General features: G+C 45.7%; 18 protein-coding genes and 1 tRNA gene. 7 read left to right on the forward strand and 12 right to left on the reverse strand.

The window, feature by feature from the left end; genetic code table 11:
• Window positions 1-230 precede the first annotated feature (230 nt).
• Complete coding sequence (locus ATB78_RS08850; protein WP_061008421.1) at window positions 231-1,697, forward strand: EAL domain-containing protein; 1,467 nt, start codon at window positions 231-233, stop codon at window positions 1,695-1,697.
• Window positions 1,698-1,701: 4 nt separating this feature from the next.
• On the opposite strand, the gene modF is transcribed toward ATB78_RS08850, so the two are convergent.
• Together modF and ATB78_RS08860 are read right to left on the reverse strand one after the other, a co-directional pair.
• Window positions 1,702-3,150 carry a molybdate ABC transporter ATP-binding protein ModF gene (modF, locus tag ATB78_RS08855; RefSeq protein WP_061008422.1) on the reverse strand — a complete coding sequence of 483 codons (1,449 nt, stop codon included), beginning with the start codon at window positions 3,148-3,150 and terminating at the stop codon, window positions 1,702-1,704.
• 251 nt (window positions 3,151-3,401) lie between these two features.
• A tRNA-Ser gene (locus ATB78_RS08860) sits at window positions 3,402-3,492 on the reverse strand.
• A 330-nt stretch (window positions 3,493-3,822) separates the two neighbouring features.
• Between ATB78_RS08860 and ATB78_RS08865 the strand changes: the two genes are divergently transcribed.
• Window positions 3,823-4,503 carry a MaoC family dehydratase gene (locus ATB78_RS08865; RefSeq protein ID WP_005440645.1) on the forward strand — a complete coding sequence of 227 codons (681 nt, stop codon included), beginning with the start codon at window positions 3,823-3,825 and terminating at the stop codon, window positions 4,501-4,503.
• A 64-nt stretch (window positions 4,504-4,567) separates the two neighbouring features.
• On the opposite strand, the gene ATB78_RS08870 is transcribed toward ATB78_RS08865, so the two are convergent.
• Window positions 4,568-5,395: a phosphate ABC transporter substrate-binding protein gene (locus ATB78_RS08870; RefSeq protein ID WP_009704673.1), complete on the reverse strand. Its 828-nt coding sequence runs from the start codon at window positions 5,393-5,395 to the stop codon at window positions 4,568-4,570.
• A 299-nt stretch (window positions 5,396-5,694) separates the two neighbouring features.
• Here ATB78_RS08870 and ATB78_RS08875 point away from each other — a divergent pair, with 299 nt between their 5' ends.
• Window positions 5,695-6,051: a DUF3024 domain-containing protein gene (locus ATB78_RS08875; RefSeq protein WP_061008423.1), complete on the forward strand. Its 357-nt coding sequence runs from the start codon at window positions 5,695-5,697 to the stop codon at window positions 6,049-6,051.
• 38 nt (window positions 6,052-6,089) lie between these two features.
• Here the strand turns inward: ATB78_RS08875 and ATB78_RS08880 are convergent, their stop codons facing one another.
• Both ATB78_RS08880 and rnb read right to left on the reverse strand, forming a co-directional pair.
• Window positions 6,090-6,884 (reverse strand): AraC family transcriptional regulator, encoded by a 795-nt coding sequence (locus tag ATB78_RS08880; protein ID WP_009704671.1) that lies wholly within the window; start codon window positions 6,882-6,884, stop codon window positions 6,090-6,092.
• A 72-nt stretch (window positions 6,885-6,956) separates the two neighbouring features.
• On the reverse strand, window positions 6,957-8,960 hold the full coding sequence (gene rnb / locus ATB78_RS08885; protein WP_061008424.1) for an exoribonuclease II: 2,004 nt from the start codon (window positions 8,958-8,960) through the stop codon (window positions 6,957-6,959).
• 380 nt (window positions 8,961-9,340) lie between these two features.
• On the opposite strand from rnb, the gene ATB78_RS08890 reads away from it, so the two are divergent.
• Complete coding sequence (locus ATB78_RS08890; protein ID WP_061008425.1) at window positions 9,341-11,248, forward strand: DEAD/DEAH box helicase; 1,908 nt, start codon at window positions 9,341-9,343, stop codon at window positions 11,246-11,248.
• A 362-nt stretch (window positions 11,249-11,610) separates the two neighbouring features.
• A complete protein-coding gene (locus tag ATB78_RS08895; protein ID WP_005440661.1) occupies window positions 11,611-12,804 on the forward strand; it encodes an acetate/propionate family kinase in 1,194 nt (397 codons plus the stop codon).
• Between the two features lie 95 nt (window positions 12,805-12,899).
• Here the strand turns inward: ATB78_RS08895 and ATB78_RS08900 are convergent, their stop codons facing one another.
• The 5 genes from ATB78_RS08900 to ATB78_RS29840 form a co-directional block, all read right to left on the reverse strand.
• On the reverse strand, window positions 12,900-15,056 hold the full coding sequence (locus ATB78_RS08900) for a c-type cytochrome (RefSeq protein ID WP_061008426.1): 2,157 nt from the start codon (window positions 15,054-15,056) through the stop codon (window positions 12,900-12,902).
• Complete coding sequence (locus ATB78_RS08905; RefSeq protein ID WP_061008427.1) at window positions 15,053-15,664, reverse strand: cbb3-type cytochrome c oxidase subunit II; 612 nt, start codon at window positions 15,662-15,664, stop codon at window positions 15,053-15,055. The genes ATB78_RS08900 and ATB78_RS08905 overlap by 4 nt, the downstream gene beginning before the upstream one ends.
• Window position 15,665: 1 nt before the next feature.
• Entirely contained in the window at window positions 15,666-17,075 is a 1,410-nt protein-coding gene (ccoN, locus tag ATB78_RS08910; protein WP_005440667.1) for a cytochrome-c oxidase, cbb3-type subunit I, read from the reverse strand.
• A gap of 15 nt (window positions 17,076-17,090) precedes the next feature.
• Entirely contained in the window at window positions 17,091-17,453 is a 363-nt protein-coding gene (locus ATB78_RS08915) for a cytochrome c (RefSeq protein WP_020197235.1), read from the reverse strand.
• Window positions 17,454-17,839: 386 nt separating this feature from the next.
• Window positions 17,840-18,010 carry a hypothetical protein gene (locus tag ATB78_RS29840; protein WP_167371692.1) on the reverse strand — a complete coding sequence of 57 codons (171 nt, stop codon included), beginning with the start codon at window positions 18,008-18,010 and terminating at the stop codon, window positions 17,840-17,842.
• A gap of 344 nt (window positions 18,011-18,354) precedes the next feature.
• On the opposite strand from ATB78_RS29840, the gene ATB78_RS08920 reads away from it, so the two are divergent.
• Both ATB78_RS08920 and ATB78_RS08925 read left to right on the forward strand, forming a co-directional pair.
• Window positions 18,355-19,233, forward strand: a complete 879-nt coding sequence (locus ATB78_RS08920; protein WP_061008428.1) for a DMT family transporter — start codon at window positions 18,355-18,357, stop codon at window positions 19,231-19,233.
• A gap of 74 nt (window positions 19,234-19,307) precedes the next feature.
• Window positions 19,308-19,859, forward strand: coding sequence for a DUF2301 domain-containing membrane protein (locus ATB78_RS08925; protein ID WP_033006264.1), 552 nt, complete (start codon window positions 19,308-19,310; stop codon window positions 19,857-19,859).
• Here ATB78_RS08925 and ATB78_RS08930 read toward each other — a convergent pair.
• Together ATB78_RS08930 and ATB78_RS08935 are read right to left on the reverse strand one after the other, a co-directional pair.
• Entirely contained in the window at window positions 19,856-20,752 is an 897-nt protein-coding gene (locus tag ATB78_RS08930) for a hydroxymethylglutaryl-CoA lyase (RefSeq protein ID WP_061008429.1), read from the reverse strand. The genes ATB78_RS08925 and ATB78_RS08930 overlap by 4 nt on opposite strands.
• A complete protein-coding gene (locus tag ATB78_RS08935) occupies window positions 20,749-21,594 on the reverse strand; it encodes an enoyl-CoA hydratase-related protein (protein ID WP_061008430.1) in 846 nt (281 codons plus the stop codon). The genes ATB78_RS08930 and ATB78_RS08935 overlap by 4 nt, the downstream gene beginning before the upstream one ends.
• Between the last annotated feature and the right edge of the window lie 2 nt (window positions 21,595-21,596).

A 21,596-nucleotide genomic window follows, 5' to 3' on the forward strand; every position in this document is an offset into this window, starting at 1 on the left:
TTCTCTTCACTCATCTCTATGAAAGCAAGAATGTTGATACACTCTGTCTCTGAAATGAGCCATGTATCAATAACTCATTGTTATGTTTGTACCTTTGTAGCTTGTTAACCATACTCAATCTGTAGTGCTGATTAGTGCCTCTGCTTACTCTGGAGCGTTTTAAGTGGTTGATGAGTAAGTGTTAATGGCTTTCTTCTTCCTTGTTCTTAAAGATAAGAGATAACTTCTAGATGATAAATAAAGAGCTTTTAAAAAAAGCCATCATATACTTGCTCCCGTTACCTCTTATTGTCGCGGAGGTGTTCTATTTAGCGCATCAAAGCGTCCAGCGAAATCTAGACCATATTCTTGATAAAAACCTTCAAGTTGCGGATGAAATTCTGTTTCAAATAGAGACAGAGAATCGGACCGCTCTGATTAATCCGGAACGTTGTGAAGCGATACAACAAAATTTGATGTTTGAAAGGCATATCGACGAGACCCTGATTGTAAAAGATGGTCAGATTATTTGTTCCTCGAAGTTGGGAGCAATGAAACGTCCGATGGACAACTATGTCCAGTTATATCGCAAAGGAGAGCTCACTTTAGGCCATATCACAGGCTACCCTGACCAAGTCTTATTTCTGATCACACCAAAAGAGGATGCTCCGGAATACCAAGCCGTTACTATCGTTGATAGAGATTACTTTGGCGCGACGATTGGCTATCGTAATGATGTACGTTTAAAGCGTTCGGCCATGTTTGTTGGTAAGGATTCCGCGCCTAAAGATGCTTCTATGAAGGGCGAAAATGCCGTGTCGCTCGGCTATTCAAAGTTGTTTGATTATGAGGCATTAGTGGAAGCCAGTGACTTTTACGTTGAGCAGAAGCGCTTTTCTTATATCGTTTCTGCCATTCCTATTTTGCTCGCGTTTTATCTTTTGATCTTCATAATTAATCGCTTTATCGATCCTCAGCGAAGTCTTGTCTCCGAACTTAAAAAAGCACTCAAGAAGCGTGAGCTCGTGTTGTATTACCAACCTCAAGTGGATACCAGTACGGGAGAGACGTTTGGTTATGAAGCCTTGATCCGCTGGCCGCATAAACTGCGAGGCTTCATCTCTCCTGATGAATTTGTACCTGCGGCAGAAGAGAGCGGCTTAGTTGAATTGCTTACCGACTTTGTATTGGATAGAGCTTGTGAGGATTTCTCAAAGGAAAAGTTTGATCATCCGATTCATCTTGGTGTGAATGTCCCACCGGGCTATTTCACGGGTTCTCATATAATAAGAAAAATTGAAACGATTCATCGCAAGTTGAAAGCGTACAACGTTGACCTGAGCATTGAAATTACCGAAAGGCAATTGATTGATGGCAACGCACGCAACCATATTACAGCGTTAAGGTTACATGGTATTCAGGTGCTCATTGATGACTTTGGTACAGGGCAGACTGCACTGGCGGTGCTTCAACACATGAAGGTCGATTACCTGAAAATAGATAAATGCTTCATAGACACAATTGGCATTGAGAGCGTGAATTCTACGGTATTAAATGCGATTGTGCGTCTAGCAGGGGATTTGCGAGTCGATTTGATTGCCGAAGGTGTAGAAACCCGAGAGCAGGCGGCACATTTAAAAATGCTTGGCGTGAAACTGCATCAAGGGTATTTATACGCCAAACCACTCCCATACGCGGAAGTGGTCAGCAGTAAATAGGGCTTTAATCGATGTAACCCTTATAGCACTGAGTTTGATCATCGAACTTAAACTCAAGATAGTTCTGAATGCTATCCAAGCCATCTTCTTGATAGTGGGAAACATAAAGAAGTTGGCTTAGGTTCTCTTTAGCAATCAGCTCTAGCGTGTTTTTCACCAGCACTCGTCCCAAGTAGTCCAAGCCTTGGTATGGCTCATCCAAAATCAACAGCGTCGGTTGTTTTACAATCGCTCGTGCAATCAGTAGTAAACGTTGTTGCCCGTATTCGAGTTGTTTAAAAGAGGTTTTCTCGTACTGCTCCATGTGGAGAATCGTCAGCCATTCTTTGGCGACGTTGATTTCCCTTTTACTTGGTTGGGAATACAGACCAATTGAGTCATAAAATCCAGATAAGATCACCTCAAAGGCGCTGCAATTGACGCGATATTGGAGGTGTAATGCCGAAGAAACCATACCAATATGTTGTTTGATTTCCCAAATGGTCTCGCCAGTGCCGCGTTTTTTACCAAAGATGTGGATGTCGTTGCTGTAACACTGTGGATGATCGCCAAATATCAGTCCTAACAAGGTGCTTTTCCCGCAACCATTTGGTCCTTTCACTTGCCAGTGTTGACCTTTATCGATACGCCAGTTTAGGTCGGTGAAAATAGTCTTCTCGGTGTATTCTACCTTACCATTCTTTAGCTCAAAGATAGGATTATCGAAGTGCGTTGAATGTTGATGCTGACGAATCAACGTCATCATCTCTTCGCTTTGTTTTTCAGACTGGGATTTGATCTGTGCGATGATAGGGTGCTTATCCCAACTCTGTTTGTCTATGGTACTATCGAGTTTGCCACCATTAAACAGCGCAATGCGCTCTATCCAGTCAGGCATGTCAGATTCACGAGAGAAGGTAATCAGCATTTGTACTGATTGAGAGAGTGTTTGAAGGTAAGCCGTCAATGACGCACGATGGGCGATATCTAAGCCAGTAAATGGGTTATCTAGCAGAACGAGGTCAGGCTTGGCCGCAAGCGCTCGGGCAAGCATAACACGTCGTGTTTCGCCGGTTGAAAGCACTCGAAAGCCGCTTTCAGTTAAGTGTGAAAGGTCGAGATCTTCAATCAGAGTCTGTGTGAAGGCTTCATCTTGGCAGACTTCAAAAATTAACTGGTAAACGGAACTGCCTTGGTCAATACGGTCAAGAAAGTCGGTATCGTCCTTTTCTATCTCCAGTTCCAACAATCGTTGTTGCTCAGAAAGAGAGACCTGAGCAATATGGCAACCCTCAATGTTCAATTGACCGGATTCAGGCTTGATTTCTCCACACAGTAAGTCACCAAGCATAGAACCAATATCGCCCTCAGAGCTAAAAATACCCCAAGATTGTCCGGCATCAATCTGCCAATCGTCGATAGAGAGAGTAGAAGTGTTTTCCTTTGCAGTAAGCTGATGGAATTGAATCGGCATTGTGTCTGTCTTCCATGATTTATTGTTATCTTGCTCCTAGTTATAACAAGTCTTGAGTCTGCATAGAACGAATTGATGCGTGGATTTTTTCGTCGATTGCGATAAGTGCGGAGTTGGTCAGTAAATCTAGAAGAAGGTGAAAGAGAAGAGTATGTAGTGTGGGAGCAAACCACTAAGGGCTAAGTGGTTCTGTATTTTACAAGATTCAAAACGACGAAAGCCCGTTGATTTCTCAACGGGCTTTCTAAATGTGGCGGAGAGATAGGGATTTGAACCCTAGATACGCTATTAACGTATGCCGGTTTTCAAGACCGGTGCTTTCAACCACTCAGCCATCTCTCCGTTGCGGGACGTATAATAGGGTGAGGTAGAAACGTTGTAAAGCATTGTTTTAATGAAAAAGAACTGTTTGCTTGTTTTGTGGTCACATCCATAGAGAGGATTAGTGCGAAAGGGCATCAAAAAGGATAGTTGTTACAGTATTTTGTAGAGTATTTACTTTATGTTGTGGTTACTTAATAAAATAGTGTTTTATTGCTATCTTTATGAAAAGTAAGAAGTAAATGACTTTGAGTATACATGTGTTCGCCCGAAAGTATTTGCAACATAGTGTGAGTTAATTCAAAATTAACTGGTATAGCCAGTTGTGCTTGAATTTATCGAAGGGTTTTTATGAAAGTCACGAATCTATTTAAAGACAAAGTTGGTGCGATTTCTGCTCACCAATCAGAGTTTATGAATTGGATGTCTCCAACGCTACGCGATTATTGGGGTGACTTTTTAGGTCGAGCACAAAGCAGCTTTCTTTTTTCTAAAGTACGTGATCACCAGCAGCCTGCTGTGAATGAGGAAGTCATTTCTCAACCAGATCCAATTGTCCTAAAACCTGAAGCGCAAGTTTTATTTGATGAGCTAAGCGAGAAAGTGGGCGAAGTGATCCATGTGGGTGATTGGGTTCACGTATCTCAAGAGCGTATCAACCAATTTGGTTCGGTAACTGAAGATATGCAGTGGATCCATACCGATCCAGAGCGTGCTTCAACAGAGTCTCCATTTAAGACTACGATTGCTCATGGTTTCCTTACGTTGGCGCTTTTGCCTAAGTTGACCGATTCTGTTGACCCAGAAAACCCAATGTTCCCAACAGCGAAATTGGTGGTGAACCTAGGTCTGAACCAAGTACGTTTCCCGTACCCAGTAAAAGCAGGCAACAACGTACGTGCATCAAGTACGCTAACTAAAATCACTCCAATCAAGAAAGGTCTTGAGATTGAGCGTGAAATCAAAGTTGAAATTGAAGGCATTCGTCGACCAGGCGCAGTAGTTGTTTCAGTGATTCAATTGCACTTCTAATTGCATTCTAAGATTCAAACGAAAAAGAGAGCCGAATTTGGCTCTCTTTTTTTATGTCTGCGGTTTATTGATTAAAGCTTTTTACTGGTGTGTAGCCGTAGTCTGCAATCGCTTTTTGACCTTGTTCCGATTTCAAGAACTTCACGAAGTCTTTGCCGGCTTTATCCAGACCATCCACTTTGTACAGAACCAAGAATGGACGCGCCAATTTGTACTTGTGATTAGCGATGTTGCTTGCCGTTGGTTCCGTGCCTTCAAACTGAATGGCTTTTATTGAACGATCAACAGAGCCAACCGAGATAAAGCCAATCGCATGTGGGTTATGGTTAACAATGGTTTTCACCATGCTGTTGCTGTTTACCACAAGGTTGTTTGGGTTAATGTCTGAAACCAAACGGTTGTTGATGATCTTGGTAAGACCTAGCAAACTTTCAAAGCTGTAACGAGAGCCAGAAGAAGCTTCACGTGTTACCACGGCGATAGGTTGATCGTTGCCGCCAACTTGTTTCCAGTTGTCGACTTTACCTTTGTAGATATCGAACAGTTGTTGTTCCGAAAGGTTGGCTACAGAGTTAGTGCGGTTAACAACAACAGCAAGACCGTCGTAAGCGATAGGGAATACGTTAAGATCTTCGCCTTTTTCGCTTTCCGTTAGGTAGCGCGAACTCATGCCAATCTCAACCACGCCTTTGTTCACCATCGTGATGCCTGCACTTGAGCCTATACCCTGAACGGCAATGTAATCATCAGGGTGCGTTTTATTATATTCTTCAGCCAAGACATCCATTACGCGTGCAACAGAGGTAGAACCCGAAATATTGACTTCTTTTGCCATAGCAGAAGGAAGGGACAGAGCCATGGCCAGTAAGGTCGCCACAGAAAGACGTAACATATTTAACTCCATATACGGTATATAGCAGCGCTCATCATATTTCGTTCAGGTTACACTTTTGTGAATGCAGATTGATATCCATAGCACATGATCGATTGCGCTCGCTTTATGTTGATAACTATCAATAATATCGGGTGGGTGGGTTTTACTGATTTGAAGCGAAAGAGGTGACGCAGTTAGCTTTTCGGCATCAAATGGGATGCTATTCTAGGTTTGAGCGGGCGCATGCCCCGATGGTGATTTCTGCCTCTCTCAGGCACTTGGGTATATACTAAGAACAACATATCAGGAGTACGCTCATGTCCGTGTCTCAAATGGCGACCAGTCGCTTGCACAAGTTGGTTCAAACGCTCTGCGCTAGGCGCAATGTCAATTTGCCAGTCGAAGCGCTAGGGAAGTGCTTATACGAGCCTATAGAGAACGGTGTCGAGCTTTATCATGCGCACTTCTTACTTGATTCACAACACAGTGAATACACGTCTCCCATCGCTAAAATTCTATTTGATGCTAAAACTCAGCTTTGGTGCTTTTATGTGCCGATCTATCGTGAAGAAGAATTGGTCTGGATACCTTATGAAAAGCTACCGAGTAGTGAAACGCTTGAGGTGCTTCTCGCCGAATTAGAAAGCGACCCTCAAGCGTGTTTCTGGGATTAACGGATTTCGCTACCTGCTGATGCGTAACGTGCCAAGCATTACTTCGCGATTTGGCTACGAAACTCTTTTGGCGTAATGCTGTAAATCGATTTAAATGCTGTACTGAAGTGGGCCGCACTCTTAAAGCCTGATTCAAATGCAATCTGAGTGATCGATTTCTGCGATACGCGCAGTTGTGTCGCAGCGTGGTTAATTCGTTTCACCTTCAAAATGTGAGAAAACGAGAGGTTTTCCGCTGCTAGTCTACGTTTTAACGTCGCGATAGACATACTCATGTGCGTGGCTAAGGCTTCTAAGGTGATGTCTTTCTCGATGTTCTTTTCGATGTACTTAATTGCCTTCTGAGAGGCGGTTAGGCTGCTTGCATCATCAATGATTGACAGAATGTCCGGCTGCACTTCGACCATCAATGAGAGTAGGGCAAGGGCAATATGACCTTGAGCGTACTGGGGCGCTTTATTGTCCGCTAACTCAATTAACGTGTCTTTAAGCTGTGCAATTGATGATTGGCTTTCTGAAGAGAAAGGGTAGAAGCGGCGTTCCTCAGTTTCTGACTGCACATTAGGATGCACAGATTTAAACTCACTAAACAAACCAATATCAAAGACGAGTGCAAGTGCTTTGAAATTGCCTGGTTTGGCTTCAGCACTGCGCAAATCTGCGGAGTTATAAAGCGTAAAGTCTCCTGCGTTTAGTTCAATTTGTTCACCACTAGGCTGATTAATAACGAGTGAGCCTTCTTCAACAACGTATAGGCCGTTGTGTGTAGCGGTGTAGCGTTCACTTTTGCGAGCAGTGAAGTGATTAAAGCGAATGATCTCAATGTTCGGCATATTCGTTCTTATCTTTCTTGTATGACATACAAAAAAGGCGCTCATTTGAGCGCCTTTAAACTTCAATCGGTATTACTCACTCACAGTTTCTTCTGTTTGTGGCGCTGGTTTATCAGCGAATACCTGGGTCGGCTTTGCAACGATGCTGCGGTTCTCTTGGTTCACGTCTGCTAGAACGATTTCCAATGTGTCACCTAACTTGTATACCACTTCTTTGTCGATAGAAATGGTACCGTTGTCGCCGTTACACTCAATTCTTTCTTTATTATCAAGAATCAAGCTACCAGGAATAAAGGCTGCTGCGCCATTTTCGAGAAGTCGGACACGTGCACCAGCACGATTAATATCGAAAATCTCACCTGTGAAACACGTTTTCTTGTTTGGCTCGTCCGCTAGAGTGCGTGCGTATAGCCAATCAGACACGTTTCGCTCGGCAATTTTGTGATGTTTACGGTGCAGAGCCAGCTCTTCGCCCACTTCATCATCTGGCTTTTGAACTGGTTCTTTGTTCAAAATAACTGCCTTCAGCATGCGGTGGTTGATCATGTCGCCGTATTTACGAATTGGTGAAGTCCAAGTCGCGTAGATATCAAGACCCATAGCGTAATGAGGAAGAGGTTGATTGCCTACCTCACTGTACGTTTGGAACTTACGAATACGGTTGTCTAAGTATGACGTCTCTTGTTCGCCTAACCAGCGGCGAAGTGCTGCAAAGCCTTCTAGTGTTGCGATAGATTCGGCAGTGAATGCTAGTGTGCCTTCTGGGTTAACCAGTTCAACCACTTCTTCAATCTTCTCTGCTTTGAGGCCTGCATGTGTGTTAAATACACCAGTGTCGAACTTTTCACGCAGCGTACGACCTGCACAGATGTTTGCCGTGATCATCGACTCTTCAACTAGGCGGTTTGCGCTACGACGCATGTCAGCGTGGATTGCTACCACATCGTTGTCTTCGCTTAGTTCGAAACGGTAGTCAGGACGATCTGGGAACACAACTGCGTTCTTCTCACGCCATTCAGCACGAGCGCGAGAGAAATCGAATAGGTCGCGTACAATCGTCGCAATCTCTTCAGATGGTTGCCATTTCTCTGAGCTGCCGTTTTCTAGCCAGTCAGATACGTTGTCGTATGCTAGACGAGCGTGTGATTTGATGTTTGCTGCAAAGAAGTTGATGTCATCACCAATCACGCCATCTTTACTTACTGTTACTGTACAGCAGATAGCAGGGCGTACTTCGCCTTCAATCAGAGAACATAGGTTATCTGCTAGATCGCGAGGCAGCATTGGGATGTTACGACCTGGTAGGTAGATAGTGTAGCCACGTTCGCGAGCCACTTTATCCATATCGTCTTCAGGTGTGATGTACGCTGTTGGGTCTGCGATTGCGATAGTCAGCTCGAAATCGCCGGATTCTGTTTTCTTCGCGTACAGTGCATCGTCCATATCTTTGGTTGATTCACCATCGATAGTCACGAAAGGAACGTGAGTCATGTCTACGCGTTCTAGATCCGCGTCGTCTTTCAGTTCCCAGTTTTCGATACCTGCTGGCTCAGAGTTAGGTAGATCGTTTTGAGCAAGCGTTACCCACCAAGGTGCAATCTTGTCGTTTGAATCGGTAATCTTCTCTGAAATTTCTACAAAGAAAGAGTTATCGCCTTTAAGCGGGTGGCGAATAAGATGCGCGACAACCCAGTCACCTTCTGCGAATTCATCAGGTTTTAGACCTTTCTTTAATTTCGCTTTAAGAGAAAGCTTTTTCAGCTGTGGGTGATCTGGCGCTACGTTTAGCTTGCCTTTGAACATTTTTACTCGGCCAATAAAGCGAGTTACGGCTTGTTCTAGCAGCTCTTGTGGTTCTGCGACTTCGCGTTCGTTTTCTGTGCGGATGATGGCAACCACTTTGTCGCCGTGCATGCACTTTTTCATATACGCTGGTGGGATGAAGAAGCTGGTTTTACTGTCCACTTCCAGGAAGCCAAAGCCTTTATCAGTTGCTTTGATTGAGCCTTCTTTTTTAGGCAGGTTTTCTTGGATTTGCTGCTTAAGCTGAGCTAATAGCGGATTATCTTGAAACATCTTTTTTTTAACTTACCAATGGAATTGGGCACACTATAATCATTGCGCACTATTATTACTACCTAAAGCACACAAATTCGCTGTGAATTATTGATGAATTGAACAGCTTGTTGGTGCTTTTCTCTCCGGAGAATCGGGGGAGAGGTGGAAATTTATGCGAATAATACCATTAGTGAGAATAAATTGTGATGTAATTCAATTTTTTCTAGCTTTTTTTATGCATTTAAGGAATAATCCGCCTCCCTTAGTCGTCCCTAATGGCTTATCGCGGTTGTGTACTGTGCTAATTCCTGTCTGAATGGATTTAGTAACTGGATGGATCAGTATCGAATTGGAAGAGCATATGGGACTGTTTTTTTGTTTAATTAAGTAGGATCCCAATGCAAGATTCTGTTATTCAATTCAGCGATTTATCTCTGAATGATTCTATCCTTTCTGCTCTAGACGGAATGGGTTTCGTGTCACCAACTCCAATTCAGGCTGCGGCAATCCCACACCTATTGGAAGGTGCTGACGCGCTGGGCAAGGCACAAACGGGTACAGGTAAAACGGCAGCATTCTCTCTGCCTCTTCTAAACAAGCTAGATCTTGATCAACGTAAACCACAAGCAATCGTTCTTGCTCCAACTCGTGAGCTAGCGATCCAGGTTGCGGCTGAAATGAAAAACCTTGGTAAAAACATCAAGGGTCTTAAAGTTCTAGAAATCTACGGTGGTGCATCTATCGTTGATCAAATGCGTGCTCTTAAAAATGGTGCACACGTTGTTGTTGGTACTCCTGGCCGTGTTCAAGACCTTATCAACCGTGAACGTCTACATCTTGACGAAGTAAATACTTTCGTACTTGATGAAGCGGACGAAATGCTAAACATGGGTTTCGTGGACGACGTAACTGCGATCATGGAGCACGCTCCAGAATCTGCACAGCGCGTTCTATTCTCTGCAACTATGCCTCCAATGCTGAAAAACATTGTTGAGCGCTTCCTACGTGAGCCTGTAACAGTTGACGTTGCTGGTAAGAACCACACTGTAGACAAAGTTCAACAGCAGTTCTGGGTAGTGAAGGGCGTAGAGAAAGATGAAGCGATGTCTCGTCTTCTTGAAACTGAAGAAACTGACGCGTCAATCGTATTCGTACGTACTCGTCAAGACACTGAGCGTCTAGCTGATTGGCTATCTGCACGTGGCTTTAAAGCTGCTGCACTGCACGGTGATATTCCTCAGTCTCTACGTGAGCGTACTGTTGATCACATCAAACAAGGTGTTATCGACATCCTAGTTGCAACTGACGTTGTTGCACGTGGTCTAGACGTTCCACGTATTACTCACGTATTTAACTACGACATCCCATTCGATGTTGAGTCTTACATCCACCGTATCGGTCGTACTGGCCGTGCTGGACGTAAAGGTAAAGCGATCCTTCTAGTTCGCACTAACCAAATCCGTATGCTTCGCACTATCGAGCGCGTAACTAAGTCATCTATGGAAGAAATCCAACTTCCTCTACGTGACCAAGTTGCTGAAGCTCGTCTAAGCAAGCTAGCTGCTGAACTGGAAGCTGAGAAAGAGCACAAGTCACTAGACAAATTCGCTGATCTAGTAGAGAAACTACAAACTTCTCTAGAGATCGACCCAGCGATGCTTGCTGCAATGCTTCTTAAGCGTCAGCAAGGTAAACGTCCTCTATTCTACATTGGCGAAGACCCAATGGTTGAAGCGATTGAGCGTGATAAGCAACGTCGTAAAGAGCGCCGTGAAGGTGGTCGTGAAGGCGGCCGTAGCTTCAACACTCAAGATTGGGATACTTACCAGCTTCAAGTTGGTCGTGAGCAAGGTGTTCAAGTTAAAGACATCGTTGGCGCTCTAGCAAACGAACTAGGTCTTGGTAAAGGTTCTATCGGTGCGATCAAGCTAGCGCAAGGTCACACATTCGTTCAGCTACCTAAAGCAATGACTTCAGATGCTGCGAACAAGCTAAGCAAGCTACGTATCCGTCAACAAGATGTTGGTGCTGTAGTATGTGACTTCGATGACTTCCGCGAGTCTCGTGGTGGTCGTCGCGATGGTGGTCGTCGTGATGGCGGCGGTTACCGTGGCAACCGCGAAGGCGGCAACCGTGGTGGTGAGCGTCGTGAAGGCGGTCGTCGCGAAGGTGGCTTCCGTGGTAACCGCGATGGTAACCGTGAAGGTGGCGAACGTCGTTTCGATCGCAACCGTGGTGGTGATCACCGTGGTGCGCACCGTGGCGAACGTGGTCACGGCCGTGGTCGTCGCACGCAAGACGCATAATATCTGCACTCTATTGCATTAAAAAATAGTTGAATTTGAAAGCCGAGCATTTAGCTCGGCTTTTTTGTCTCCGCTCTTCTATACTCTACTCATTCAAAAAAATTCGTAATATTTTTGCTTTATTCTTCATTTATTGATGTTTTTAAGTGTCTGATTCCACTTTAGTTGAGTGAGGCGATATATTTCACGGTTCAAATAAATTTTAAACTTGCGATAGATCAACAAAAATTACGCAAACGAACAACTAACGCTAAAAGATAGTTGAAAGATTAAAAAATTATTGAATAATAGAATGCACAAACAAGAAGTACGCAGCGCGGAAGCGCAATTACAACCTCTGCTCCACAACAGGAAACTATTTCATGTCTAATTCGTTTGTACTGGTGATCAACTCTGGTAGCTCATCACTAAAATTTGCAGTAATCGACTCTCAATCTGGCGATGCTGTGCTAAGTGGTCTGGGCGAATGCTTTGGTCTATCAGACGCTCGTATGAGCTGGAAATTCAACGGTGAGAAAAAGGAAGTCGCAATCGAAGGCGACGATAGCCATCACAAGATCGCTATTGGTAAGCTGGTAGGTTTAACCGAAGAGTTAGGTCTGGCTCAAGACATCGTGGCTGTAGGTCACCGTATCGTTCACGGTGGTGAGAAGTTCACACAAACTGTTCGCATTACTGAAGAAGTAACGGCTGAAATCGAAAAACTTGCAGACCTTGCTCCACTACATAACCCTGCAGGTGCTATCGGTATTCGTGCTGCTATCGAAGCGTTTCCAAGTCTTCCTCAGTTTGCTGTATTTGACACGGCATTCCACCAAACAATGCCTCAACGCGCATTCACTGGTGCAATCGCGAAAGAACTTTACACTGATTTCGGCGTACGTCGTTACGGTTTCCACGGCACTAGCCACTACTTCGTAAGCCGTGAAGCTGCGAAGATGATTAACAAGCCAGTGGAAGAATCTAGCTTCATTTCTGTTCACTTAGGTAATGGTGCTTCTGTTTGTGCAATTAACAACGGTGAGTCTGTTGATACGTCAATGGGCTTCACGCCTCTGTCTGGCCTAATGATGGGCACACGTTGTGGTGACCTTGACCCAGGCATCATTGAGTACCTTCTTAAGAAAGGTTGGTCTCAAGAGAAAGTGTTCAACTCTTTGAACAAAGCTTCTGGCTTCTTAGGTGTTTCTGGCCTAACAAGCGATGCACGCGGTATTTTGGAAGCGATGGAAGAGGGTCACGAAGGTGCAACTCTAGCATTCCAAGTATTTACATACCGTGTGTCTAAATACATTGCGTCTTACCTTGCTGCTCTTGATTCATTCGACGGCATCATCTTCACAGGCGGCATCGGCGAAAACTCAATGCCAATCCGTAGTGAAATCCTGAAGAACCTTAAACTTCTAGGTTTCGTTGAAGATGTAAAAGGTAACGAAGACGCTCGATTTGGTAACGCAGGTGTTGTTGCTACATCTGAGTTGCTTGGTGCGAAAGCGCTAGTTATTCCTACCAATGAAGAGTGGGTTATCGCTCAACAGTCGGTGGAACTGCTGTAAAACGGCAAAAATTTTGGGAACTAAGTCAAAGCCCTTTCCGGTTGGAAAGGGCTTTTTTTATGTTTAACGAAACAACACTTTCTTTCGGTGGTGTGTTACTTGATATGTATGTTGTTGTCGCGTCTGTCGTACATCTCCGGTGTGGTGTGTAGGCCGCCTGCGTAACCCGCTTCCTCCAAAGTTTCCCTCACATCACGAACATCAGCAGCTGTGACTGGTGTTTGCTGGTCACCAAGGTGTTTACGCACAAAGGTAATCAACTCTGCCAATCGAGCGTCAGAGAGGATGTCCTCAAAGCTTGCCATTGGCATGAAGTTACGTTCCGGGTCGATGTAAGTTGGTTGTAGGCCACGTACGGTTACCGCAATGGTGTTGAACGGGTCGCTGTGCATGATAATGCCGTTGTTCAGGAGCGTTGGTGCTATTGGATCTCGCCCTTTACCATCGTTACCATGGCATGCTCCACATGTTTGCTTGTAGGTGGCATAGATTGGCTCTTGGTAAGCTGCTTCATCAAACCCTTTAGGCTCCAAAGGAACTGCATCAGCGGCAATGAAGTTGTTTACGTCACCATTGAGCAGATAGTAGGACATGGACTCAACGTCTTCACGAGTCATTAAGCTCAAACTGTTCTTGACCACGTCAGCCATTCCAGCAAAAGCAGTGCCTTTGTCTGAATGACCTGTGTGCAAGAAGTCGGTCAGTGTCTTTTCATCCCAACCACTCACGTACAGCTCCGTAGAGGTAATGTCAGGTGCGTTCCAGCCGTCTATCAGGTTACCTTGGAAGATGCGCTCAGGAATCAATGCTTGCGCAATATTACGCGGCGTATGGCACTCTGAGCAGTGTCCTAAGCCTGCAACCCAGTATTTGCCTTTCTGCCACTTCTCTACGTCATCTACTGTACCCTCAAGCTCTGAAGGTAGGCTGTAGTCGATAGGGTCAGTGTCCATAAAGACAATGTTCCAGCCAAGGAGACCAAGACGAATGTTTGATGGGAACATCATGTGGTTTTCATCGTTACGACGCGCCACGGCAGGGATAGACTGCATGTACTCCCACAAATCCGTCATGTCTTGTTCCGTGAGATATTGATAAGAGGTGTAAGGCATCGCTGGGTACAAGTAACCATGTTTGCCTTTACCGTGTACCAGAGCATCACGGAAGTTGTCGTAATCGTATTCACCAATTCCTTCACTAGCATGAGGAGTAATATTGGTCGAATAGATGGTGCCAAATGGCGTAACAAACGGTAGTCCGCCAGCAAAAGGTTCGCCACCTTCAGCACTGTGACAAGCCACGCAGTCCCCCGCGTGTGCCAGATATTCACCACGCTCGACAGATTGAGCGTTAAGTGCTGCAAGTTTCTGCTCTTCCTCTTCGCCAGCTTTGCGGATGTAGGCACCAATCGCGAGGATTTCGTGTTCTGAGAGTTGGTTTTCAAACGCTGGCATCAAGTTGTTCAAACCGTAATTGATGGTGTGTTGAATCTCTTCAATACTGCCGCCATGAAGCCATACGCTGTCTGACAAATCTGGAACACCAGTTTGTTGGTTGGCAAGTGAGCCATCGCCGTGACAAGAAGAACAGTATTGAGCGAATAGGTTTTTACCTAGTTCGATCTTCACTTCTGGTACGTTGCTGTGGCGTTGATTAAGCGACGCAAGATAGTAAGAAATCTTGTCCACTTCGTCTTTTCTCATCACCTCAACCCAGCCGGGCATCGCACCGTTACGGCCTTTCGCGATGGAATGAATGATGGCCTCATCATCTCCGCCGTACATCCATTCTTTATCGATAAGGTTAGGGAAGTGTTTTTGCCCTTGTGCGTTATCTCTATGGCAGGCTGCGCAATGGGTTTGAAATAACATACGACCGCTACGAACGATATTGGCATCTTGCGCAAGTACATCCAAAGAGGTGTCGGTTACTTGGCTAAATTGTTGGTCGAGTGTGGTTGATGGTGAGCTAAGTTTGTCGTCCGCTTGGTCATAATTCGCCAAGCCTTTCCACTCACCAAGCCCTGGATACAGAACCAAATAGCCTGCCGAGAGTAAAAACGCGACAGCGTAACTAATGAAGAGGAGCTTAGGTGGTGGCGCGTCCTTTTCATCTATCCCATCAAAAGAGGCGATGGTGTGGTCTTGGTCCGCTTTGTGGTTGCTACGCCAATACTTGACGATAACGCCCACCATTAGGACAAAGAAGATTATGGTGCAGGCAACGGCCCACCAGTTCCAGAATGTGCTCATGGTGCCACCTCCTGTGCTGTATCTTGACCAAGGCTTTGAAGATAGCGGAGCAGCGCTTCGCCTTTGGTTTTACCGCGAACTTGTAAGCGCGCATCGGAAATTTCTTGGTCTGTGTATGGAACCCCTAATATGCGTAGTGTCTCCATCTTGTCGCCAATTGTATCGCCCGAGAGTGTTTGTTCGAACAGCCAAGGGTAGGCCGGCATTATGGACGTTGGAATGACCTGACGAGGATCGATGAGATGCAATACATGCCATTGGTCAGAGTATTTACGGCCAAGGTTAGTTAAGTCCGGACCTGTGCGTTTTGAACCCCATAGGTTAGGGAATTCATAAATGTCATCTGACTCTTTGTTTGCACGACCGTTGCGTTTGGTCTCCGGCTCTAGAGGACGAACCATCTGCGTGTGACAGACATGGCACCCCTCACTGATGTAGATATCGCGACCCGCAAGCTCAATGGCGGTTAAAGGCTTGGCTAAACTGCCTTTGGCGATATCGTCAGTGCGAAGAATATTCGGCACAACCCAAACTGCGAGTGAGAAGGAGGCCACAACCACCGTGGTGATGATCAAGATGACCACTGAGTGAGTAAAGTCTTTGCTCATCTTATGCCTCCTTTGCAACTAACACCGATGGAGAACGCACGGTTTTGTACAAGTTGAATGCCATCAGGAATAGGCCAAGTACAAATAGTGCGCCCCCAAAGAAGCGTAGGAACAACCATGGCGCTTTAAAGTTCATGGCTTCAATAAAGCTGTAAACCAGTTCGCCATTCTCATTCTGGGTTAGCCACATGTAGCCTTCGCCAATGCCAGCAACCCATAGCGCGATGGCGTAAATCGCAACACCAGCATGCGCGAGCCAGAAGTGCCACTTGATTAAACGCTTTGACCACAACTCGGTTTTGTTCCATAAACGAGGGATGAAGTAGTAGAACACCGCAATGCCGGACATGCCTACCCAACCTAATGCACCGGAATGAACGTGGCCGATGACCCATTCAGTATTGTGCGCGAGCATATTGAACCAGCGAATCGCCAGTAGAGGCCCTTCAAATGTGGCCAAGCAGTAGTAAAGAATGGCCGAGAAGAAGAACAGGCAAATGTAGTCAGACTTGAGCTTCTCTTTGTTTTGAAGCAGCGTCATCGCACTGTTGAAAGCGCCAGCCCAAGATGGGAGCCAAAGAATGAGTGACATGATGATGCCGATGTTTTGCACCCAAATAGGTACCGATGAATAAACCAAATGGTGGGTACCTGCCCAAGTGTAAAAACCAACCAAGCCCCAGAAGTGGATGACAGACAAACGGTAAGAGTAAATAGGGCGGTCTGCGGCTTTTGGGATGAAGTAATAGTTCATACCAATCACACCAGCAGTCAGTAAGAAGCCCACCGCGTTGTGACCCCACCACCATTGCACAATGGCGTCTTGTGCACCGGCAAACACAGAATAGGACTTCATCAAAGAGACGGGCATGGCGAGATTGTTCACGATGAAGATCATCGCAATCACTATGATAAAGGCGGCGAAGAACCAATTGGCGACGAAGATATGGTCAACTTTCCGCTTCGCAATCGTGCCAAAGAACAACACGGCGTAGAGCACCCAGACTAAGACGATCAGAAGGTCGATCGGCCACTCTAACTCAGCGTACTCTTTTGATGTTGTGTAGCCTGCGGGCAAACTGATTAACGCTAAAAAGAGTACCAGCTGCCAACCCCAGAACACCATCCAAGATAAGCTTTGATTAAAGAGATTACAGCGTCCGGTGCGTTGAGCGATGTAGAGAGAGGTACCCATCAAAATGTTGACTACAAAGCCGTATATCACGCCGGAAGTGTGTAGTGGTCTGAGTCGACCGAATTGGAAGTATTGAGAATCGAAGTTAAGTACTGGCCAATACAACTGTGCCGCGAGGATCACACCAATGATCATCCCGACGATAGCCCAAACTAACGATGCCAACACAAAATACTTCACAACTTTGGTGTTGTATTGAGTTGCTGCTTGTTCCATAAGAACGCTCCTCGTTTAAGGTTGAGCTTCTTTGCCTAGCTGAGAGTAATAGTGGGCAATGTCTTCAATGTCTTGATCAGAAAGGGCGTCGGCTTGTTGTTGCATTAGCACCGCGAGACCACTGGTCCTCTCCCTTGCTTTGTAATCCTTAAGGGAAGAAATCAAATAGGTTTTGTTCTGCCCGCGTAAGTTTGGGTAGGCATCAATGGTCGATATGCCATCGACACCATGACAAGTCATACAAACTTTCGCTTTTTCTTTGCCGACTTCGAATTGCTCATCACCTTCTGCAGCAAAGGTGAGGGGAGAGAAGCACACAGCGGCGACGAGAGCCGTCCTCAAAGCTGCGCTCATGTTTTGGGTATTCTTTAATCTCATCACTGATTCCCTAGTAATTTGAATGCGTGTTTCACTAACTTGGGCGCTGATATTCCAGATTTTCACTGTTATTGGTGGCGTGAATGCACTGGCGTATTTTTTATAGTTGTAGGTTAAAGAGTAAGCAGGTACTGGCAATATCGCTACGTACGAGCCGATTTAGTTGTGAATTTAATTACTAATACGTGTGAGGCTTGTGGATTGGACAAAATCAATCTCAATAAAACTAATGTGAAAAGAATCGCTTAGCGATACACATGTGAAAAGTGGTGAGTTTTATTGAATTAGAAGCGTTAAGCGGCGGTTTTGGAAAGAAGGCGTGAAATTGAAAACCGCTCATGATTTGAGGCAAGAGCGGGTGTGAAAGAGAGAGTTATAAAAACAAACTAACGTCCACGGTACATCATCATGTCGTAGATATGAGTGATGGAAATTGGGTCAGCCTCGATGCTGCCGATGCGTAATGAAGAGACAAGATTAAACAACGAACCAAGCACCATTGGCGCGATAATAAGTAGGGCGATCAGAATGAAAAAGAGTACGGTTGAGTGTCTCATAAAGCACCTCCTGTCGTCTGTTCTACTGTGTTTCGATTTTAGCATTTTGAACACCAACAGGTGATGAGATTATTCCGTATATTATTTGAGCTAAAACCTGATTGTGAGCGCTTTCGTTAACCACATAAACCACAAAAATAATGAAGGGATTTCACAGCAATTTACTCGATGAGAAGCATGTCACAATGTATACTGTGAGCGTTTCGCAAACGTTAACATTCCCTCATTCTCATTACACATCCTGTCAGCATTTGCGATGCGAATATAACTAGCTATCACGCATTAAAATCAATGATAAATAACCCCTGACGAATCCCTCGCAGGGTCTTTTTTTGTGAGTAATTATGCTTAACTCAGAACGCAAAGCTGCATTCGTGCTCGTCGCTACTACGATGATCGCGGCATTAGGGTGGATCTTCTCCAAAGAAACCATTCAAGGTCTCCCACCATTCGGATTTATCGGTCTGCGATTCACCATCGCTTCACTATGTTTGCTGCCTCTGTGTATCAAACCGCTTCGTGCTGCCAATAAGAAAGATATTTTTGCCGCGGCAGGCGTCGGTGTGCTTTTAGGTGGCGCACTGATGTGTTGGATTTACGCGATTTCAATCAGTGACACGCTAGGTGAGGGCGCATTCATCATGAGCCTGTCGATGTTGTTCGTACCCATTGTCGCTTGGATTATGTTTCGTCAAAGACCTCAACGAATTTTTTGGGTGTCACTACCGATCGCGATTCTTGGTCTAGGATGTTTGTCTTTGGCTGGTGGTTGGCAACAATCTAGCAGTCAGCTTTGGTTCTTGGGCGCGGCTTTGATGCTCGCTTTGCACTTCAACGTAAACAGCAAGTATTCGCAAAAATTGCCTGTGTTGTTGCTAACGTGTATCCAACTGTTTGTCACGGGTTTGATTGGTTTGCTGATTTCATCGTTGGTGGAAACGGTGCCAACAGAGGTAAGCACATCTATCTGGATTTGGTTTGCGTTGAGCACGCTTCTGGCAACCAGTTTGCGTTACGTGATGCAAACCATGGGGCAAAAGTTTGTCCAAGCGGGTAACGCTGCACTGATTATGATCCTTGAACCTGTCTGGACTGTGATTCTAAGTGTGATTTGGTATGGCGAAGTGCTGACCTCTAATAAACTCGTCGGCTGCGCTCTTATCTTATTATCTTTGGTGATCTACCGAACTGGCGGTAAACTCCGCTTTCCCAAACGGGCGTAATTCAGTTTATAGAGCCAGCGAATTAACCCTCGTTGGCCTTTCATTCCTTTTCACTTTTAGGCAGGATGCTTTCCATGGCAAACACAGAACATCAAGAGACGCTGGATTCACTCGATAAAATCAGCGTGTGCTTGTATCGCTTTGGTATTACTTTGTTTGCAATGGCGCTGCTTGTTTTTTCGGTTCTTATCTCTGGTGCAATTTCTAGTTCACCGTTGGTTTACCAAACCTCAGTCATTGCACTTTGTGTGGCTGGTGCGTTATCTGCCGCGAACGTTCACGTATACAGCAAACACGTACGTGCCGTGATCAGTTGGGCGTCTTGGATTGGCTTGGTATTGATGGTGAGTGACTTGGAGTTTCAGCGCACTTGGTTAGGGCTTGGCTTTATCTTTGTGACCTTTTCGGGCATTGCGCTTAAAGAGTCTTTTTGCTTTAAAGTGCCAGGCTTGAAGATGGTGCCCGCGTTTCTCGCTGTAGCAACGTTTGCGCTGTGGTTTAACCTTCCAATCCTTGCTGCCATTACTATGTTGTTGGCTGGATTAGTCATGGGCTTCCTGTCTTTTGCTAAATGGCGTATGCCGCTGCATTTCGATATCGGTATCAAAGCGAATTACGAGATCTAACGCTGCTTTAACGCCAGCGAGACTTTTGAGGTCGGCTGGCGGTTTAATTCTTCACTTATCATCCATCCGGCTTTGGCGAGCAACTCCAAATCTACTCCTGTCTCGATTCCTAAACCTTGGCAAAGGTAGAGCACATCTTCGGTGGCGACGTTGCCCGATGCGCCATGAGCGTAAGGACAGCCCCCAAGTCCAGCCACACTACTATCGATGGTATTGATGCCCATCGTTAAGGCTTGGTAGATATTCACCAACGCTTGTCCCCATGTGTCATGAAAATGCACCGCGAGCTTGTCGGTTGGGACTTTCACTTGTACGGCTTCTAACATTTTAGCGATGCGTATCGGCGTGCCTGTACCAATGGTGTCTCCAAGTGAAACCTCATAGCAGCCTAATTCCATTAGTAGGTTGGCAACTCTTGCGACTTGCTCGGGCTTGGTTGGTCCGTCATAAGGGCAATCTGCCACGCAAGATAAGTAACCCCGAACGGGAATGTTATGCTTTGCTGCTAATTCCATTACCGGTTCAAAGCGGGTAAGACTATCTGCAATCGAGCAATTGATGTTGTGTTGGCAAAAGCCCTCCGATGAGGAGGTGAAGATGGCGACTTGGTTAGCACCAGCTTCTAGCGCTTTTTCAAAACCTTGCACGTTGGGCGTTAGTGCTGAATAGATGACGTTGTGGCGGCGGGTGATTTTCTTCATCACATCGAGTGAATCCGCCATTTGAGGTACCCATTTAGGCGAAACAAAAGATCCTGCCTCAATATGGGTGAGTCCTGTATCAGAGAGCAAGTCGACTAAGCGGATCTTGGCTTGCGTGGACACCAGTGATTCGTTCTGCAGACCGTCTCTCGCACCTACTTCGACAATGTTTACCTTGTTTGGCAAATTCATTTCTTGCCCTTAGCTGGCTTGTTTATCCAACCCGGTTCTCGTTTCTCCAGAAAGGCTTGCAAGCCATCTTGTCCCTGCGGCGATACGCGAATGTCTGCGATAAGCTGGCTCGTGTATTGAATAAGCTGACCATCAATCGGATTTTGGTGGCATTGATGGCATAACGCTTTGGCTTTTCTCATCGCATCTGGGCTGTTGAGCAGCAAAGAATCAATCAAGCTTTCTACCACGGCTTCGATTTTATCCAGCTTATGAACCTCATGCACAATGCCAAACTTTTCAGCTTTGGCGGCGTTAATCACTTCGGCACTGAGTATGTAACGACGAGCTTGACGGTTGCCCATAGAACGCATGACATAAGGAGAGATGGTTGCGGGAACCAGCCCCAGTTTGACTTCACTCAAGCAGAAGTTCGCATTCTCCGCTGCGATGGCGATATCACAGCAACAGATCAAGCCCAATGCGCCACCAAAAGCGGAACCTTGCACAACCGCAATAGTAGGCTGAGGGAAAGCGTCCAGTGTATGCATGAGGCGTGCAAGGTTTTGGGCGTCTTCTAGGTTTTGTTTTCTGGTGCTACTTGCCATGGATTTCATCCAATTCAAATCAGCCCCAGAGGAGAAATGTTTGCCGTTTCCTCGAAGCACCAAGCATCTAACATCGGTGCGCAGAGCGAGGTAATCCAGCCTGTGGATCAGCAAGTCAATCATGCAAGCATCAAACGCATTGTGCTTCTCTGTGCGATTGAGCGTAAGCGTTGCGACGCCGAATTCATCGACGTTCCAAAGTACTTCATCTTGTCGTTGGGTATTGGGGATGATACTCGGTTGATGATCCTGCATGT

This window comes from Vibrio sp. CUB2, assembly GCF_001557945.1.
GTDB classification, from domain to species: domain Bacteria; phylum Pseudomonadota; class Gammaproteobacteria; order Enterobacterales; family Vibrionaceae; genus Vibrio; species Vibrio owensii.

Excerpts from the sequence above, each read along its gene's own strand:
- ATB78_RS08930 (WP_061008429.1), bottom strand. The coding sequence starts at position 20,752 with ATGAATTTGCCAAACAAGGTAAACATTGTCGAAGTAGGTGCGAGAGAC.
- ATB78_RS08895 (WP_005440661.1), top strand. The coding sequence starts at position 11,611 with ATGTCTAATTCGTTTGTACTGGTGATCAACTCTGGTAGCTCATCACTA.
- ATB78_RS08905 (WP_061008427.1), bottom strand. The coding sequence starts at position 15,664 with ATGAGCAAAGACTTTACTCACTCAGTGGTCATCTTGATCATCACCACG.
- ATB78_RS08900 (WP_061008426.1), bottom strand. The coding sequence starts at position 15,056 with ATGAGCACATTCTGGAACTGGTGGGCCGTTGCCTGCACCATAATCTTC.
- ATB78_RS08875 (WP_061008423.1), top strand. The coding sequence starts at position 5,695 with ATGTCCGTGTCTCAAATGGCGACCAGTCGCTTGCACAAGTTGGTTCAA.
- rnb (WP_061008424.1), bottom strand. The coding sequence starts at position 8,960 with ATGTTTCAAGATAATCCGCTATTAGCTCAGCTTAAGCAGCAAATCCAA.
- ATB78_RS08865 (WP_005440645.1), top strand. The coding sequence starts at position 3,823 with ATGAAAGTCACGAATCTATTTAAAGACAAAGTTGGTGCGATTTCTGCT.
- ATB78_RS08850 (WP_061008421.1), top strand. The coding sequence starts at position 231 with ATGATAAATAAAGAGCTTTTAAAAAAAGCCATCATATACTTGCTCCCG.
- ATB78_RS08870 (WP_009704673.1), bottom strand. The coding sequence starts at position 5,395 with ATGTTACGTCTTTCTGTGGCGACCTTACTGGCCATGGCTCTGTCCCTT.
- ccoN (WP_005440667.1), bottom strand. The coding sequence starts at position 17,075 with ATGGAACAAGCAGCAACTCAATACAACACCAAAGTTGTGAAGTATTTT.
- ATB78_RS29840 (WP_167371692.1), bottom strand. The coding sequence starts at position 18,010 with ATGAGACACTCAACCGTACTCTTTTTCATTCTGATCGCCCTACTTATT.
- ATB78_RS08920 (WP_061008428.1), top strand. The coding sequence starts at position 18,355 with ATGCTTAACTCAGAACGCAAAGCTGCATTCGTGCTCGTCGCTACTACG.
- ATB78_RS08915 (WP_020197235.1), bottom strand. The coding sequence starts at position 17,453 with ATGAGATTAAAGAATACCCAAAACATGAGCGCAGCTTTGAGGACGGCT.
- ATB78_RS08935 (WP_061008430.1), bottom strand. The coding sequence starts at position 21,594 with ATGCAGGATCATCAACCGAGTATCATCCCCAATACCCAACGACAAGAT.
- ATB78_RS08890 (WP_061008425.1), top strand. The coding sequence starts at position 9,341 with ATGCAAGATTCTGTTATTCAATTCAGCGATTTATCTCTGAATGATTCT.
- ATB78_RS08925 (WP_033006264.1), top strand. The coding sequence starts at position 19,308 with ATGGCAAACACAGAACATCAAGAGACGCTGGATTCACTCGATAAAATC.
- modF (WP_061008422.1), bottom strand. The coding sequence starts at position 3,150 with ATGCCGATTCAATTCCATCAGCTTACTGCAAAGGAAAACACTTCTACT.
- ATB78_RS08880 (WP_009704671.1), bottom strand. The coding sequence starts at position 6,884 with ATGCCGAACATTGAGATCATTCGCTTTAATCACTTCACTGCTCGCAAA.